Source organism: Nostoc sp. CCY 9925 (assembly GCF_963920935.1).
Taxonomy (GTDB): domain Bacteria; phylum Cyanobacteriota; class Cyanobacteriia; order Cyanobacteriales; family Nostocaceae; genus Nostoc.
Genome location: NZ_CAWUDO010000005.1, coordinates 166,544 through 180,429 on the forward strand (window position 1 = coordinate 166,544; position 13,886 = coordinate 180,429).

At 43.5% G+C, this 13,886-nt stretch carries 11 protein-coding genes and 1 pseudogene; 3 read left to right on the plus strand and 9 right to left on the minus strand.

Going from position 1 to position 13,886, the window contains the following annotated elements:
• Positions 1 to 33: 33 nt before the first annotated feature.
• Positions 34 to 1,050, minus strand: coding sequence for a cupin-like domain-containing protein (locus ACM0OY_RS04680; RefSeq protein WP_414567720.1), 1,017 nt, complete (start codon positions 1,048 to 1,050; stop codon positions 34 to 36).
• A 157-nt stretch (positions 1,051 to 1,207) separates the two neighbouring features.
• Between ACM0OY_RS04680 and ACM0OY_RS04685 the strand changes: the two genes are divergently transcribed.
• The gene (locus ACM0OY_RS04685) at positions 1,208 to 2,059 is read left to right on the plus strand and encodes a thiopeptide-type bacteriocin biosynthesis protein (RefSeq protein ID WP_414567721.1); all 852 of its coding nucleotides are present in this window, start codon (positions 1,208 to 1,210) and stop codon (positions 2,057 to 2,059) included.
• 51 nt (positions 2,060 to 2,110) lie between these two features.
• On the opposite strand, the gene ACM0OY_RS04690 is transcribed toward ACM0OY_RS04685, so the two are convergent.
• Both ACM0OY_RS04690 and ACM0OY_RS04695 read right to left on the minus strand, forming a co-directional pair.
• On the minus strand, positions 2,111 to 2,317 hold the full coding sequence (locus ACM0OY_RS04690; protein ID WP_414567722.1) for a hypothetical protein: 207 nt from the start codon (positions 2,315 to 2,317) through the stop codon (positions 2,111 to 2,113).
• A gap of 38 nt (positions 2,318 to 2,355) precedes the next feature.
• Positions 2,356 to 3,045 (minus strand): annotated as a pseudogene (locus tag ACM0OY_RS04695) (PAS domain S-box protein); the annotation flags it as partial.
• A 15-nt stretch (positions 3,046 to 3,060) separates the two neighbouring features.
• Between ACM0OY_RS04695 and ACM0OY_RS04700 the strand changes: the two are divergent.
• Together ACM0OY_RS04700 and ACM0OY_RS04705 are read left to right on the plus strand one after the other, a co-directional pair.
• Complete coding sequence (locus ACM0OY_RS04700; protein WP_414567723.1) at positions 3,061 to 3,219, plus strand: hypothetical protein; 159 nt, start codon at positions 3,061 to 3,063, stop codon at positions 3,217 to 3,219.
• Positions 3,206 to 6,739 carry an NB-ARC domain-containing protein gene (locus ACM0OY_RS04705; protein WP_414567724.1) on the plus strand — a complete coding sequence of 1,178 codons (3,534 nt, stop codon included), beginning with the start codon at positions 3,206 to 3,208 and terminating at the stop codon, positions 6,737 to 6,739. Before ACM0OY_RS04700 ends, ACM0OY_RS04705 begins: the two co-directional genes overlap by 14 nt.
• Before the next feature lie 171 nt (positions 6,740 to 6,910).
• On the opposite strand, the gene hemL is transcribed toward ACM0OY_RS04705, so the two are convergent.
• The 6 genes from hemL to hemF form a co-directional block, all read right to left on the minus strand.
• On the minus strand, positions 6,911 to 8,209 hold the full coding sequence (gene hemL / locus ACM0OY_RS04710; protein ID WP_414567725.1) for a glutamate-1-semialdehyde 2,1-aminomutase: 1,299 nt from the start codon (positions 8,207 to 8,209) through the stop codon (positions 6,911 to 6,913).
• A 122-nt stretch (positions 8,210 to 8,331) separates the two neighbouring features.
• Complete coding sequence (locus ACM0OY_RS04715) at positions 8,332 to 8,904, minus strand: SOUL family heme-binding protein (RefSeq protein ID WP_414567726.1); 573 nt, start codon at positions 8,902 to 8,904, stop codon at positions 8,332 to 8,334.
• Positions 8,905 to 9,062: 158 nt separating this feature from the next.
• Entirely contained in the window at positions 9,063 to 9,818 is a 756-nt protein-coding gene (locus tag ACM0OY_RS04720) for a DevA family ABC transporter ATP-binding protein (protein ID WP_414567727.1), read from the minus strand.
• 228 nt (positions 9,819 to 10,046) lie between these two features.
• The gene (devC, locus tag ACM0OY_RS04725; RefSeq protein WP_414567728.1) at positions 10,047 to 11,234 is read right to left on the minus strand and encodes an ABC transporter permease DevC; all 1,188 of its coding nucleotides are present in this window, start codon (positions 11,232 to 11,234) and stop codon (positions 10,047 to 10,049) included.
• Between the two features lie 155 nt (positions 11,235 to 11,389).
• The gene (locus tag ACM0OY_RS04730) at positions 11,390 to 12,598 is read right to left on the minus strand and encodes an ABC exporter membrane fusion protein (protein ID WP_414567729.1); all 1,209 of its coding nucleotides are present in this window, start codon (positions 12,596 to 12,598) and stop codon (positions 11,390 to 11,392) included.
• 60 nt (positions 12,599 to 12,658) lie between these two features.
• A complete protein-coding gene (gene hemF, locus ACM0OY_RS04735; protein ID WP_414567730.1) occupies positions 12,659 to 13,696 on the minus strand; it encodes an oxygen-dependent coproporphyrinogen oxidase in 1,038 nt (345 codons plus the stop codon).
• Positions 13,697 to 13,886: the final 190 nt, after the last annotated feature.

Sequence of the window (13,886 nt, forward strand, 5' to 3'; positions counted from 1 at the left end):
CCTTAAAATAACCTCTTAAGATTATGAATTAAGTTATACTTTCCCTCCCAGAGACTTGTTCAACATCGCTTCACGTCTTCTCAACTCCCGAATATTCTTGATAGGTTCAAGGCCAAGATATTGCCCGCGAATCCTTAAAGATAGGTAGTTCAAAGTGTCCCTGCGATCGCTTTCATTCCCTGCTAAGGAATGGCTTACAGCCTCTAGTTTATTCAACCATTCCAGATGATGTAATTGTGCTTGTGTCTCATCTTGCAACAACAACGACAAGGATTGAACATCAACCGATGGGGCTGGAAATAGATTCGCCAATCGACGATTATAAGGATTGCGTCCTAAACGATAAGCAATTGACATGGCTGGTTCCAAATATTCAATATAATGCCAGATCATCATTGGCATAAAAATAGTTTCCCCAGGGTAAAGTACTGCGTCAAAGGCGTTGGTATATTGGAGAAAATCTGTTTTCTCGGCTTCTGACATATTTTCCAAGAAGATGCCACTTGTACGACATAGATTAGCTTGCTCGATGGCATCTAATTTTTGAGTTTCACGCGGATGAATCAATACAAATCGTTTTGCGCCAAAAACTTGAAACAACAAAACATTACGCTGATCGGCATCATAGTGCAAATGAGCATAGTTATTGCTGGCAGCGACAAACATATTCGAGTATAAATCGCTCTCATCATTGAAATTTTGGTATAAATTCAGGGGCAATAACTCAAGCAATTTTTCGGGTGTAGGATACTCAACACAAATATCAAGAGTTGTGGGTTGTGCTTGCAGGAAATCAAGATATGCACCCAAGTTCATCATACGAGGAACATTAGCTGATGTTGAATCTAGCAGATTAGCGATGTAATTTGGAGATATTTGAACTGGGATGTCAGTCAACCCAGTTCTTACCTTTTCAAGGGTATCCATCTGACGCAATGATGAATTATCAAACATATTAGTGATAATCGCTGGGCGCTGCGGCAGAATATACTCTTGGTAAAACACATCTGCTGGAGGTGCTTCGATACGGTCGATATTGTTGAGAACCATGTTACTTTTAGTGGCTAACAAACATGCCGTAATGCTGCTTTAAGCGAGTTTCTATTGTCAACCTTTGTTTTCTTGATTTAACATTGGCAAAGTTACGAACAGCTTACAGACTAATCTAAGTATTTCAGATAAATTAAAGCAGACATAACAGTCTTAAATGATTCACGAGCGACAATTTAGTAGTCATAACTGGGAAAACGGGGATTGGGTGCAACTCAACGTGGGACTCGTAAGGCATCAGGGCGAGGCATTACCAAGCGCCCGCGCCCTTTTTGCTCGGCTCGAACCTTTGGTTACTCACTGGCGGAGTCATGGTTTGTTGCGCTGGTTCTTCTTTATGAGAAAACCGCCAGATGTCCGGGTGCGCTTTTTTACAACAGTGGATCGGCAACAAGCGATCGCCCAAATCTCTGAACTCATGTATACTCTTGAGCGTGAGAATTTTATTAATCAATTTTTCTTTAGTGACTATCAGCCTGAAAGCGATCGATTTGGTGGGCTGGAAGCCATGAAGTGCGTTCATCAGCACTTCGACGCAGACACTTCAATATGGCTTATACTTGACCATCTCGAGCGACATAAACTTAGTGTTATCCCCAAAGACTTACTTCTGCCAACTGTGCTGCACGATCTTTTTAGCCGTGCTTTGTCAAGTAAAATATCTATTCTGGCAGCTTGGCACAGTTTAAGGGCTTTGATTCCTACACTTCCTAAAGCCACAATTCCAACAATTGAACTATTTTCTCTAGAAACTTTGTCTGAGTCTCGAACCGTAGTAGGACAAGAAGCTGATGTGTTACAAAAATATGCAACAGCTAACGACATACTTGCAAAGGAATTAGTTAATCTTCAGCATCTTGGTCAATTGACTGAGGATCTGGCTGATATACTCGCCGCAGTAGCGATGTTTAATTTTCATCGCCACGGGTTTGACTGGCATCGTTCAGGGAAATTAATTGAAGCTATAATCCGAATTCTTGAGCAAAATGATGAAAGTCCTATTTCCTGAACAAAGTTCGGCTTTGTCTGTTGGGTGTAAGTCTCGGTTCTAGAAGCCTTGCTAAGACACAGGATACCGAATATTGCTTGAACGCAAATGATCGCATCGACGCATACATAATCCTGGATTTCTCACTTGTGAGAAATCCAGGGGTGTGGGAGGTGTGGGTTTAAAATTATTACAGTTAAGCGAAAATACGGGCACTTCCGGTGAGCGATCGCTAAAATTATTTCGCTCTGTAAAAACTAACACTGGTATTTGCGACATTGGCGTTTTGTTCACCGTAGGCGAACGCTGGGGCTAACGGCGCGTGCAGCTTGTTCTCGCAGTAGTAGTTGCTCTTTTTCTTCTTCAACTTGCTTACGTTCAGTAATATCTTGCATAATTTTAGAAAAGCTGCGCAGATTTCCATCGCCATCTAGTAAAGGTGTGATGAGACAATGCGCCCAGAAATATGTACCATCTTTACGAATATGCCAGCGATTCTCCCGCGAAAATCCTTCAGCGACAGCTTGTCTCAAGACTTGTTGTGGTTGTCCCTGCTCAATTGCTTCAGGTGAAAAAATTCGTTCAAAAGCTTGACCAATTATTTCTGCTTCCTGATAACCTAAAATACTTTCTGCTCCAATGTTCCAAGTGGTAACGTTACCGTTTGGATCTAGCATGAAAATTGCGTAATTAGTTACTCCTTCTACTAATAACCGATAACGTTCTTCACTTTGACGCAGACTGTCTTGACTTTCACGTAGACGCTCATAATTTTGCAGGGCTGCTACCGCGTTCATTTGAGCTTGCGATCGCGCCTGACGTAGTGCAGTGTTAAGTAAGCTAATCAACAACCCTACTAACACAAACTGAAGCAACCCCACTACACTGAACCCAGTAATAGCCAAAGAATAAAAAGGTGGCAAAAGGAAGTAGGCGCAGACTATAGCAGACAAAAAAGTCGCCAACAGTCCTGGGTTTAAACCACCATACCAGGAACTAACCATGACAAGATATCTTTAATTATGTATATCAAGGTGTCTTGGTTAGGAGATGTGATTGCGGCTGTTGCTCCTAGTGTCTGTCAGCCATGCTATATTTACCCCGTATGGGTGAAAAAGTACTTAAGTTCTGTGCTAAATCTATCTTTGTTTGTAGAGGAATTTGGGTATGCCAAGACGTAAACGCGGAGTTATACTCACTTCTGTTGGTTTACAGAAGTTTGAGGAAGCAAGGCACAAGTTTGAGTTTCGAGATAATTTTGGCAAGAGATTCACTATTGAAGAGTTAAGCTACCGCACTAACTTAGACCCTCTAACAATTAGAAAAGTTTTGAACCGTAGGAAGGGAGTTGACAAGCGAACACTTGAGGCTCTCTTTCTTGGTTTTGATAGCTGCCTATGCGAAGGCTACTATTCGACCTCAGACCCCAATTGCCGTCAAGATTGGGGGGAAGCTGTTTCTGTCTTAGCATTTTACGGGCGTACAGAAGAACTCAGTACTCTGGATGAGTGGCTGCTGAAGGATTGCTGTCGATTAGTTACCATTCTCGGAATGGGTGGAGTAGGCAAAACTTCTCTGTCGATCAAATTGGCAGAATTAATGCAAAACAAATTTGATTGTATTGTCTGGCGATCGCTGTATGACGCTCCACCCATTGATACATTCTTGGGTAGCATTATTCAGTTTCTGTCTGACGAGCAAGAAACTGAGGCAGAATTGCCGGAAAGCGTCAGCGAAAAGATTTCCCAGTTGCTTAACTACTTTAAGGAGATGCGGTGCTTAGTCGTGTTTGATAATGTAGATGCTGTGTTACGTGGTGGGAGTCGAGCAGGACAATATAGGCTTGGATATGAGCAATATGGCGAACTCCTCGAACGAGTAGGTAAATCAGACCACCAGAGTTGCTTGCTACTTACAACGCGAGAAAAACCTAAAGAGGTCGCCTCTCTAGAAGGAGAAGCCTTGCCAGTGCGAACTTTGAGATTGGGTGGACTTAAAGAAGGAGAGGGAGAGGAAATTCTTAAGAGTAAGAGGCTCAAGGGTTCAGAAACTCAATTCAGCGCACTGGTCAAACGCTATGGGGGCAATGCCTTAGCCTTAAAAATTGTGGCAACTACGATTCAAGATTTATTTGATGGTTATATTTCTGAGTTTTTAAAGGAGGAAACCACCGTATTTGGCGATCTTCGTGACCTATTAGAGCAGCAATTTGAGCGTTTATCTGATGGGGGAAAAGATGTAATGTACTGGTTAGCGATTAATCGGGAGCCAGTAACCCTCTCCAAGTTACGAGAAGATTTAGTATCACCTTTTCCACAACTCAATTTAGTTGAAACCCTAGAATCTTTGGGACGGCGATCGCTCATCGAACGACATACAGCTTGCTTCACTCTACAGCCAGTCGTCATGGAGTACGTGACAAATCGCTTGGTTGAACAAGTTTTTGAGGAGATTACTAAGCAGGAGTTTTCGCTTTTTAAAAGCCATGCTCTGATCAAAGCTACTGCCAAAGACTATGTAAGAGAGACTCAAATTCGTCTGATTCTCTATCCCGTGATTAACAGGTTAATTCCAATCTTTGAAGGCAAAAAAAACTTGGAATATGAGCTGACTCAAATCTTACTCAAACAGCGAGAGAAGTCACCCTTAGAGCCGGGATATGTAGCAGGTAATATTCTTAACTTACTCAATCAGCTAGGAACTAATTTAACGGGCTATGATTTCTCTGGACTAAACATTTGGCAGGCTGACCTACGAGATGTAAATTTGCAAAATACGAATTTTGCTTACGCCAATCTAGCGAAGTGTACGTTTACTGAAACTTTTGGTGCTATTCATGCGGTAGCCTTTAGTCCTGATGGAGAACTTCTGGCGCTAGGTGACAGTAATGGAGAAATTCATCTTTACCAAGTTAGCGATGTGCAACCAGTCCTCATCTGCACGCGACACAAGAGTTGGGTAACATCACTGACGTTCAGCCCTGATGGTAAGATTCTCGCTAGCGCCAGCACAGATTACACAATAAAGCTATGGGATGTTAGTACTGGTCAGTGCCTTCGCACCTTAGAAGGGCATACAAATGAGGTTTGGTCGGTTGCATTTAGCCAAGATAATTGCACATTAGCAAGTGGCAGCGATGACTACACCGTGAAATTATGGAATAGTAGCACTGGAGAATGCTTCAAAACACTTGAGGGACATTTGAGTTGGGTACTCTCTGTTGTCTTTAGAGCAGATGCTCAGCTGTTGAGTGGTAGTGACGATCGCACCGTTAAATTGTGGGATATCAAAACTGGACAGTGTATTCAAACGTTTCAAAAGCATCATAATAGTGGAATCCGGTCAATTACCCTCAGCCCAGATGGTCAGATACTGGCAAGTGGCAGCGAGGATCAAACTATTAAGCTATGGAAGACTCAAACGGGTGAATGTCTCAAAACACTTCTGGGGCATTCTAATCGAGTTTTTTCAGTGGCCTTCAGCCCCCAAGGCGACCTTTTGGCTAGCGGTGGGCACGATCATACGGTGAAGTTATGGTGTGTCAATACGGGTGAATGTTTCAAAACGCTTCAAGGACATTTCAGCTGGGTCTTTTCAGTTGCCTTCAGCCCCCAAGGTAAGCTTTTGGCTAGCGGCGGGCACGATCAAACCGTGAAGCTATGGAATGTCGAGACAGGTGAATGCCTCAAGACCCTACAAGGATATACCAATCAAATACTCTGTGTTAGTTTTAGTCCTGTTAGTGCCAGCTTGTCGCCAGGCATTGGTCAAATTTTTGCCAGTAGCAGCCGCGATCGCACTGTGAGATTATGGGATGTTGCAACTGGCGAATGCCTCCAAGTGTTAAAAGGACATTCCAACTCGGTTCATTCAGTTATCTTTAATCATCAAGGAAATATCCTAGTCAGCAGTAGTGTAGATAAAACAGTAAAGCTATGGGATGTTTCTTCAGGTCAAACCTTAAAAACTTTACAGGGACATCGTGCAGCAGTTTTATCGATTGCCTTTAGTCCAGACAGCCAAACCATAGCAAGTGGCAGTGAAGACTGTACTATAAAATTATGGGACGTTCGTTCGGGTCGAGCCTTAAAAACCTTACAGGGACATAACGCTGCGGTTTGGTCAGTTGCCTTCATCTCTCCAGGAGAGATATTGGTGAGTGGTTCCTGGGATCAAACGATCAAGTTATGGGATATTCACACGGGAGAGTGCCTCAGAACATTGGCAGGACACACGAGCTGGATTTGGGCAATTGCGATCGCCCCCGATGGTAATATCTTGGCAAGTGCTAGTCCAGATCGAACAATCAGGTTGTGGAATCCGCACACGGGTGAGTGCCTCAAAGTTTTACAAGCAGACACAAACTGGTTGCAATCCATCGCCTTTAGCCCTGATGGCAGAATACTGGCTAGCACGAGTCACGATCTTACAATCAAGTTGTGGGATGTCTCTACAGGTGAGTGCCTGAAAGTTTTGTATGGACATACAGGCTTGGTTTGGTCAGTTGCCTTTAGTCCAGACAACCAAACCTTAGTTAGTGGCGGTGACGATGAAACGATTAGACTTTGGGATATCGTAGCAGGCAAATGTTTAAAAACCATGAGAGCAAGTAAGCCCTACGAACAAATGAATATTTTCGGAGTTAAAGGTTTAACTGAGGCGACAACTGCCACGTTGACCTCTTTGGGAGCAGTTATCTAATACCAATTCTGTATGAAGATGCGCCATACATGAGGAACGAACCGCAAAGAGCGCATAGACGCGGAGCGGCTTCCCGCAGGGTAGGGCGCAAAGAAACAAAGAGATAAGAAGTCAAAAAAATTTGGCGCAGGCTCACAAAGAAATGGTATAAGTTCAAACCATTAGCCTAGCTCACTGAGACATAACTGTTCGGGCTGCTTCAAGGGTGCGGTCGATGTCTGCTTCAGTATGAGCTAAAGAAGTAAATCCAGCTTCAAATTGAGATGGAGCTAAATAAATTCCATGTTCCAACATGCCGCTATGGAAGTGAGCAAATTTACTTAAGTCAGACTTTTTGGCATCCTCATAATTGCGAACTGGACTTTCGTTAAAGAAGAAACCAAACATGCCGTTAATGTGACCACCGCAGGCCGCGTGACCTGTTTGTTTAGCAATTTCCAGTATCCCATTTGTGAGTCGCTTTGTAATGCGATCGAGATACTCGTAAGTTCCAGGCCGTTGCAACAACTCTAACGTCTTAATTCCTGCTGTCATTGCCAGTGGATTGCCCGAAAGCGTTCCGGCTTGATACACGTTTCCGGCTGGAGCAACCATCGACATAATTTCTTGGCGACCACCATAAGCCCCAACTGGTAGACCGCCACCGATGACCTTACCTAAGGTAGTCAAGTCAGGAATGACACCAAATTTCTCCTGCGCTCCACCGTAAGCGATGCGAAAACCTGTCATCACCTCATCAAATACCAGCAGCGCTCCATACTCATGCGTGAGTTTTCGCAAACCTTCCAGAAAACCCGCAGCAGGTGGAATAAAACCTGCATTTCCTACCACAGGTTCAACAATTACACCAGCAATTTCATTGGGATTTTGCTTGAATAACACTCTTACTGCTTCTAAATCGTTGAAAGGAGCGGTCAGCGTGTTGCTAGTTACGGATTTGGGCACACCAGGAGAATCGGGCAAGCCAAGAGTGGCAATGCCAGAGCCAGCCTTAACGAGAAACATATCGGCGTGTCCGTGGTAGCAGCCTTCAAACTTGATAGCTTTCTCCCGCCCCGTAAAAGCTCGCATCAGACGAAGAACAGCCATACAAGCTTCTGTGCCGGAGTTGACAAAACGCACCATTTCGATACTGGGAACAGCATCGATTACCATCTGTGCCAGTACATTTTCTAGATAGCAGGGCGCACCAAAGCTAGTTCCTTTTTCCAGGGCATCGTGGAGAGCCGCAATGACTTCAGGATGAGTGTGACCGCAGATAGCAGGCCCCCAACTGCCGACATAATCGATATATTGATTGCCATCCACATCCCAGATGTAAGCATCCTTGACGCGATCGAACACAATCGGCTGTCCGCCAACAGATTTGAAAGCCCGCACGGGAGAACTAACTCCTCCTGGCATTAATTTTTGGGCAGCAGCAAAGATTTCCTCTGATTTAGTAATTTTTAACTGAGTCGTTGCAATCATAATTTTTTCTCCTGAGATATTTGAGTTGCGTTCTAGAGTTAATCGATTACCCTTTTGTGGATGATGCGATCGCAAATAACGAGAATCTAGTTATTAAAAGTGACAAACAAAACGTGCAGACATTATTGCAATTCGAGCATGACTTCATTACGTCTGAATGCAGGCAAGATGAACGGAGAGTCATAAAAAGCATAAATCGGTTTACCTTTTGGCTCGATACCTTGCCGAGCGAGAAAAGCATATAATTTGGCTTCCTTTTCTTTCAATTGTTCATCCCCAGCTAAACCAGAGAAACGGATTGCCGCTACTTTCTTGCTGGGAACTTCTTTGATAGCAATGCGTGAGTCTTTTGGTTTCGGCAGCGTTGCCAGTGTATATTGTGAGGGCATTACGAACTGTACAGCCCAAGTGCTTGTGCCGATATTTTCTCCCGCTTCTTGTTGAATTACAGGCGCAGTCATGGCGATTTTTTCACTTGGCTGGGATTGTGTGACAGGCGCAGTCATGGCAATTTTTGTTACAGATGTGTTTTCACCAAATATGTAAGTAGCAAGAATAGAAAATGCAGCTTTATTGGCTCTATCTCTTTCAGCTTCAATGACTGTTTCGGCAACAATTTTTGGCTCGTATTGGCGGATTTCAATATCATCATAGGATTCCAATACGCAATATTTTGGTTCTTCAGTTTGACTCATAAGAATTTCACAAATAATTAAAATTAATGCGATTAAGTAGAAGACAGGAGGCAGGAGGCAGGAGGCAGAAGTGAATTAGGATTTTAAACTTTTGTATTTTATATTTAATTATGCCTACCTACTTAAAAGACTAAAAAATCACGATCTGACTAGCCAAATCAGATAGTTACTTGCTTTCTTGCTTCTTGTATTAAGCGTCCATCTTCCATGTGAATGATGCGATCGGCAATATCAAGAATTCGATTATCGTGAGTGACGAGTAAAATAGTGCAACCCTGCTCTTTAGCTAAACGCTGCATGATATCTACAACATCGCGACCCGACTTTTTATCGAGAGCAGCAGTGGGTTCATCGGCAAGAAGAATTTTGGGACGACTGACTAGGGCACGAGCGATCGCAACTCGCTGCTTTTGCCCTCCAGAGAGACTGTCTGGATAATAATCGATGCGATCGCCCAAACCAACACTTTTCAGAGTATCCGTTGCCAGCCGATCTATATCTTGCTTTAGATACTCATCGTGGAGTTCCAAAGACATTCGGACATTCTGCTTTGCTGTTAAGAAAGTCAACAAATTGTGTGCTTGAAAAATATAACCAATCTGTCGCCGTATTTGTATCAATTGCCGCTTACTAGCCCCACAAATTTCCTGTCCTAAAACTTTAAGGTTGCCTTCCCGAGCTGTTCTCAATCCACCTATTAGTGTTAGTAAAGTAGTTTTACCAGAACCGGATGGCCCAGTCATAATCACAATCTCTCCAGAATAAATGTCGAGATTAATATCAAACAATACCTGCTTGCACAATTCTCCGCGACCGAAGTAGTAATCAAGATGGCAAACAGAAATAACGGGTTGTTGGGAAGTGTTTTGAATTTTCAGTTTTGAACTTTGATCGAGACTAATTTTTTGCAACATGAGAGTTCAACCGTAAATTTGGGGACTTCCAAATAAAAAAATATTCAATTATTTATTGTAGGGTGGGCGTCTCGCCCGCCTTTGTTTACTGGGCGGGCAAGATGCCCACCCCACAATATTGGATAATTTATTTCTTGGAGTTCCCTTGGGCTTGGTTCTAGAAAACTGGTAGGGCTAGAAAACTATAAGTTTTGAAATGCGATATTTTTATAAACTTCAACTCAAAACTTAGAAGATATCAGCCGGATCGGCTGCTCGTAATTTTTGCATGGCGATCGCTCCAGCTCCAAGACACATGACGAAAGTCAAAACTAGCACAGTTACCGCACGAGCTAGTTTCATCGTAGTCGGTAAAAACGTCACAGACTGAAAAAAGATGTAAAATCCACTCGATAGCAAAAAACCTGGAAGAAAGCCTAAAAGCGCTAAAGTAAAAGCTTCTTGAACAATAACTCCAATCAGATATATATCGCTGTAACCCATTGCTTTTAACGTTGCGTATTCGGGCAAATGATCGGAGACATCAGTATAGAGAATTTGATAAACAATAACTGCTCCGACTAAAAAACCAATTGCAACACCAAGGTTAAAAGTCGGGCCAATAGAGGAGCCTGTAGACCAATATGCACTTTCACGGGCAGTGAATTCAGCAAGGTTTAGTACCAGTAAATCATCTGGTAGCTTGGCTCGCAAATCAGCCTGGATCTGCTCGATCGAAGCATTTGATTCTACGTCAACAATACCCAGATCGATTTCGTTTGATCGGCGTTGGGGAAAGAGCCGTAAAAAGGTAGAATCGCTGACGATTAGATTACCGTCAGCAGAAAAAGAAGAACCGAGCTTAAATAATCCAACTATTTTAATTTGATAATCGTTAGCTTGAACAGAAAGCGGATTCTGTTTTTTCAGCAAACTAGGAACGTCTCCAAGCTGAGGAACCAATCCAGCTCTGTCAAACAGCGCTCGATTTAATAACTTCAGTTTATTCAATTGTTGATCGAGTTCTGGTAAGTCAAATGCTGGCTGATTCGGATCGATTCCGTAGACAAAAATTTGACGGCTAGCTCGATTTTCAGGATTTCGCCACGATGCTTGACTCACATATAGCGTCGCCAGGGATTTTACACCGTTAACACCTGCTATTTTATAGAGCTTATTTCTGGAAAAACTTTTGATAGATTGCAAGTTATCAGACAGTTTATTGACTAAAAATAAATCTCCTTTAAGGGTGGTATAAGGGGTAACTTGCGAATCAAACAATGCATCCCTCACTCCCAGTTGAAAAAACATCAGAAAATCAGCAAAGGCAATTCCTGCTATTGCGACTAATAAACGAGTCTTTTGACGGCTCATTTGCCGCCAAGCAAGTGGGGTTTTGCGGAATAATTTACCGAATATAAATCTTTTGATAGTCAAATTGCTTCGCTCCAATTAAAAATTAAAAATGATAAATGAAAAATTCAAGGAACACATCTTTGGGTGAAGTGAAGACGCGATGAATCGCGTCTCTACAAAATGGTCTATTTGTCGCATTAGTTTTGAGAATTAGTATTAATTTTGCCTGTTGCCTCTTATTGGTTGATATTGTTATTCGGCTGAATGGCAACCTGTACTTGCAAGTTAGTTAAGTTCGCAACTCGTTTGCTATCTTGGGGATCGAGTGCAATTCTCACTTCAATGACTTTGCGATCGAGGTTTTCTCCAGGTTCGCCGCTAGTTACTTCTTGTTGGATCACCTGTAGCCCAATGAGCCGAACAGTTCCGCGCAACTCTGGGGAGAACGACTCACTCGAAATCGTTACCTGTTGACCTTCACGAACTTTGCCAATATCAGTTTGATATATCTCTGCGATCGCTTCCATCGAACTGGTTTGTCCGAGTTCGGCAATGCCTTTCTCACCAACAACTTCTCCGGGTTTGGCCTTAATATCGAGAATGCGACCTGCTATGGGGGCGCGAATATAAACTTCAGCGAGATCGGCTTCAGCTTTTTTGGCTGCGGCGATCGCTTTGTTGACCTCGGCCTGAGCTGCTTGCACGTCTACCGGACGCACCTCAGCAATCTCATCTAAGGTTGCCTTAGCTTGCTCGATTTGCTTGCGTAGAGTATCTACACTCTTATTTTGGTTAGCTCTGGCTTCAGTAAGCTGTGCTTGCGCTGTTTCCAAAGCAAGTTGTTTTCGATCTACTTCCACAGCAGAAATCGCTCCATTTTGGTAAAGCGAGGAATAGCGATTATACTCACTATTGGCAGTTTTGACTTCGGCTTGCCAGCGAGAAATGGTGGCATCTCTAGTAGCTATTTCGCCCTTTAACTCTTCTTTCAGGCGATTGATTTCAGCTTTTTGGGCGGCAATTTCTCCTGATTTTGCGCCAGCTTGCACCTTGGCTAACTGTGCTTGCGATACTTTGACTTGTGCTTGCGCTTCCAGTAGAGCATTTTGCAGCCGATCGCGCGAATCCATAATGGCGATCGCTTGACCTGCTTTAACGCTACCGCCCCGCTGTACGAGTAGTTCGGCTACGCGATCATTGCTTAACGTAGCAGGTACGGATACTTTGATAACTTCCGTTGCTGGTTCTATCCGTCCTAAAGCGGTAATTTCCTCAATCGTTGGTCTGGTCGGTTGCACAACTTCAATGGGTTTGTTGGTTGATTTTGATTGAGAATTTGATTGAGAAACACCGTAGAAAGCGATAATTCCTGTAAGGGTAGTACCAGCGACAACTACAGCCAGCATCCATTGTGTTGAAGGTTTTGAGAGCGATTGTAAATTCATGTCAATTCTTCAATTCCCTGTTCCCTATTGCCCGTTCCCTGTTCCCTTTGAAGACAAAAGTTAAACGAGAGCAGATGTCTGCTTTGCCCAATCTTGAGGTTTTAAGAATACTTCGTATAACTCGGCTTCTGGGGTGTTGGGTTCGGGTTGATAGCCATACTCCCAACGCACTAATGGAGGTAAAGACATCAAAATTGACTCTGTGCGCCCGTTAGTTTGCAGTCCGAAAATCGTGCCGCGATCATAAACTAAATTGAATTCAACGTAGCGTCCACGCCGATATAATTGAAAATTACGTTCGCGATCGCCATACTCCATTGACTGCCGCCGCTTGACAATTGGCGTGTAAGCAGGTAGAAAAGCTTTACCGCAATCCTGCACGAATGCAAATAATTCTTCCCAATTGCGGGTTGCTGGTATGCCAACGCGATCGCTGGCGATTGCTGATGCTCCTTTGGGATCGGGGCCTCGATAAAGCTGACCTTGACCGTCCTGATAGTCAAAAAAGATCCCGCCAATGCCCCGCATTTCTTGACGATGTTTCAGATAAAAATACTCGTCGCACCAAGATTTAAACACTGAATAATATTCGGGATCGTGTGCGTCACAAGCCTGTTTTAATGTGTAATGAAAATGGGCTGCATCTTCAGCAAACGGATAGTAAGGCGTTAGATCGATGCCGCCGCCAAACCACCAAACTGGCCCAGCTTCAAAGTAGCGGTAGTTGAGATGAACGGTTGGCACGTAAGGATTGCGCGGATGCAATACCATTGAAGTTCCGGTGGCATAAAACTGATGTCCCTCTGCTTCTGGACGTTGTGCCAAGATTGAAGGCGGCAGGTGAGAACCCCAAACTTCAGAGAAGTTAACTCCACCTTGCTCGAATACTGCACCGTCGCGGATGACGCGGGATCTGCCGCCGCCCCCTTCAGGTCGTTCCCATGTATCTTCTTGAAACGTGCCTCCGCCATCTAGCTGTTGCAAACCCTGAGAGATTTCGTCTTGCAACTGTCGCATCAATTGACTGACTCTAATCTTGGCATCAACTGGGGGTAGAGATTTGGATTGAGTTACTTGAGGAGTTAAAGTAGTCTTCATAAGATCAACCTATTTTTCCTAATAACGAACATTTGAAGAAATTCGATAAATTTTGAAAGTTCGTAGGTGTATACACAAGTCTTTTAGAGTTGTTCCGTAACGTAGGGAAGGTTAATTTTTGCAGGTCGATGCATTAAAGGTGCAGGTCGATGCATCAAAGGTGCAGGTCGATGCATCAAAGGTGCAGGTC

What these genes read in the sequence shown, in the direction of transcription:
- ACM0OY_RS04680 (WP_414567720.1), bottom strand. Translation starts at nt 1,050, where the DNA reads ATGGTTCTCAACAATATCGACCGTATCGAAGCACCTCCAGCAGATGTG.
- ACM0OY_RS04685 (WP_414567721.1), top strand. Translation starts at nt 1,208, where the DNA reads ATGATTCACGAGCGACAATTTAGTAGTCATAACTGGGAAAACGGGGAT.
- ACM0OY_RS04690 (WP_414567722.1), bottom strand. Translation starts at nt 2,317, where the DNA reads ATGTCGCAAATACCAGTGTTAGTTTTTACAGAGCGAAATAATTTTAGC.
- ACM0OY_RS04700 (WP_414567723.1), top strand. Translation starts at nt 3,061, where the DNA reads ATGTATATCAAGGTGTCTTGGTTAGGAGATGTGATTGCGGCTGTTGCT.
- ACM0OY_RS04705 (WP_414567724.1), top strand. Translation starts at nt 3,206, where the DNA reads ATGCCAAGACGTAAACGCGGAGTTATACTCACTTCTGTTGGTTTACAG.
- hemL (WP_414567725.1), bottom strand. Translation starts at nt 8,209, where the DNA reads ATGATTGCAACGACTCAGTTAAAAATTACTAAATCAGAGGAAATCTTT.
- ACM0OY_RS04715 (WP_414567726.1), bottom strand. Translation starts at nt 8,904, where the DNA reads ATGAGTCAAACTGAAGAACCAAAATATTGCGTATTGGAATCCTATGAT.
- ACM0OY_RS04720 (WP_414567727.1), bottom strand. Translation starts at nt 9,818, where the DNA reads ATGTTGCAAAAAATTAGTCTCGATCAAAGTTCAAAACTGAAAATTCAA.
- ACM0OY_RS04730 (WP_414567729.1), bottom strand. Translation starts at nt 12,598, where the DNA reads ATGAATTTACAATCGCTCTCAAAACCTTCAACACAATGGATGCTGGCT.
- hemF (WP_414567730.1), bottom strand. Translation starts at nt 13,696, where the DNA reads ATGAAGACTACTTTAACTCCTCAAGTAACTCAATCCAAATCTCTACCC.